A 1730-nucleotide genomic window follows, 5' to 3' on the forward strand; every position below is an offset into this window, starting at 1 on the left:
TTTCAATTCGGATTTGAGGATGCGCAGGCCCAGGTTATGGAAGGTGGAGACAATCAGCCCCCGGGTCAGGTCGCGGCTGACCAGCTGTTGCACCCGCTCCTTCATTTCCCGGGAGGCCTTGTTGGTAAAGGTTACCGCCGCGATATGGCGGGCCGGAATACCCCGCTCCTGAATTAGCCAGGCGATCTTGCGGGTGATCACGCTGGTTTTGCCGGAGCCCGCACCGGCCAGTACCAGCAGGGGGCCGTCGGCGTAGTTCACGGCTTCCTGCTGGCGGGGATTGAGTTTGCTCATGGGGCTCCGGTAACGCTGGGGGTGAAATCGGGTCGCTATGATACCAGTGATGGGTGTGCACTCCAGACACCTTATGTCGGTTATCATGACGGTTTCTCTGGTAACGGTTTTGCCTATGCGTCTGGACTATTTTCTTGCCCACAGTGCCGGCCTTACCCGCAAGGAGGCGAAAAAGCTGATCAGCGGGGGGGCGGTAACGGTCGCTGATGAAGCAAAACCCAAAGCCAACCTGCAGTTGCGCCCGGATCAGGTGGTGATGTTGCATGGTGAAGTCGTGCAGCTTCCCGGCCATCGTTACCTGATGCTGTACAAACCCGTTGATGTGGTCTGCTCCACGGATGATCCTGAGCACCGCACGGTATTGGACCTGTTGCCGCCTGAGTTGCGCACCCAGGTACACCCGGCCGGCCGGCTGGACCGGGATACCACCGGGCTGGTGCTGCTCACTTCCGACGGGCAGTGGTCTCACCGCCTCACGTCCCCGAACCATGCCTGTGGCAAGTGCTATCGGGTGACCTGTGCAGACCCGGTCAGTGACGAGGATTTGCAGGCCTTGCGTGAGGGAATCCTGCTACGCGGCGAGGACAGCCCGACCTTGCCGGCCCGGGCTGAGCGGGTGAATGCACACACCTTGGTGCTGACTATCACGGAAGGGCGCTACCATCAGGTTAAACGCATGCTGGCTGCCCGCGGCAATAAGGTGGTGGGGTTGCATCGGGAGCAGATCGGCGAAATCGTACTGGATGCGGATCTGTCGCCGGGAGAATATCGGGTACTGACAGAGGACGAAATCGCGGGTATCTGATCGTTTGCCCTGCGACCTTCGGCCGGGGGCAGGACGGCGTGAGTGTCGAATTACGGCCTTCGGCCTAATGCGACCTACAAAATAAGGAAAAAGAACACACAGGGATGGAGTATGTACGCTGTGATCTTCACCGCCACGGTTGGTGATCAGGACGAACGTTACGGTGACATGGCTGAAAAATTACGTGATCTGGCCATGGCAGGATTTGGTTGCACTGATTTCATCAGTGCGACGCAAGGTGATCAGGAAATTGCTGTGTCGTATTGGCAGGATGAGGCGGACATTAAAGCCTGGAAGCAGCAGGCGGAGCATAAGGTAGCACAGCAACTAGGAAAGACTGGCTGGTACAAGCACTACAAGGTAGAGGTGGTAAAAATACTGCGTGCCTACGCTAACAGCGACGCTCTCTCAGAAAGCTAAAAGGCGGAAATTTTCTGCCGAAAATTTCCGCCCACGATTCTCCCATTTTCTTCAGCCCGTTACCCAAGCTGTCCCTGCAGCTCCATCACATCCACGGTTCTTTCCGGGTTTAGCGGATCAATCAGCGTGTTCGCGTCTTTGTACACCCGCGGCGTCTTGTACAGCATGGCCACTGCTTTCACATGGCTGGGCGCCACATAGCGTTCCGGCA

Annotated in this window: 3 protein-coding genes; 2 read left to right on the forward strand and 1 reads right to left on the reverse strand. The window is 57.5% G+C overall.

The window, feature by feature from the left end:
- A partial coding sequence (locus A3730_RS28295) for a UvrD-helicase domain-containing protein (protein ID WP_156501425.1) occupies positions 1–294 on the reverse strand: 294 nt, incomplete at its 3' end.
- 73 nt (positions 295–367) lie between these two features.
- On the opposite strand from A3730_RS28295, the gene A3730_RS28300 reads away from it, so the two are divergent.
- Both A3730_RS28300 and A3730_RS28305 read left to right on the forward strand, forming a co-directional pair.
- A complete protein-coding gene (locus tag A3730_RS28300; protein WP_255363130.1) occupies positions 368–1099 on the forward strand; it encodes a pseudouridine synthase in 732 nt (243 codons plus the stop codon).
- Positions 1100–1210: 111 nt separating this feature from the next.
- Entirely contained in the window at positions 1211–1519 is a 309-nt protein-coding gene (locus A3730_RS28305) for an antibiotic biosynthesis monooxygenase (RefSeq protein WP_063519477.1), read from the forward strand.
- Positions 1520–1730: the final 211 nt, after the last annotated feature.

The sequence above is a fragment of the Alcanivorax sp. HI0044 genome, from assembly GCF_001634945.1.

Excerpts from the sequence above, each read along its gene's own strand:
- A3730_RS28300 (WP_255363130.1), top strand. The coding sequence starts at position 368 with ATGTCGGTTATCATGACGGTTTCTCTGGTAACGGTTTTGCCTATGCGT.
- A3730_RS28305 (WP_063519477.1), top strand. The coding sequence starts at position 1,211 with ATGTACGCTGTGATCTTCACCGCCACGGTTGGTGATCAGGACGAACGT.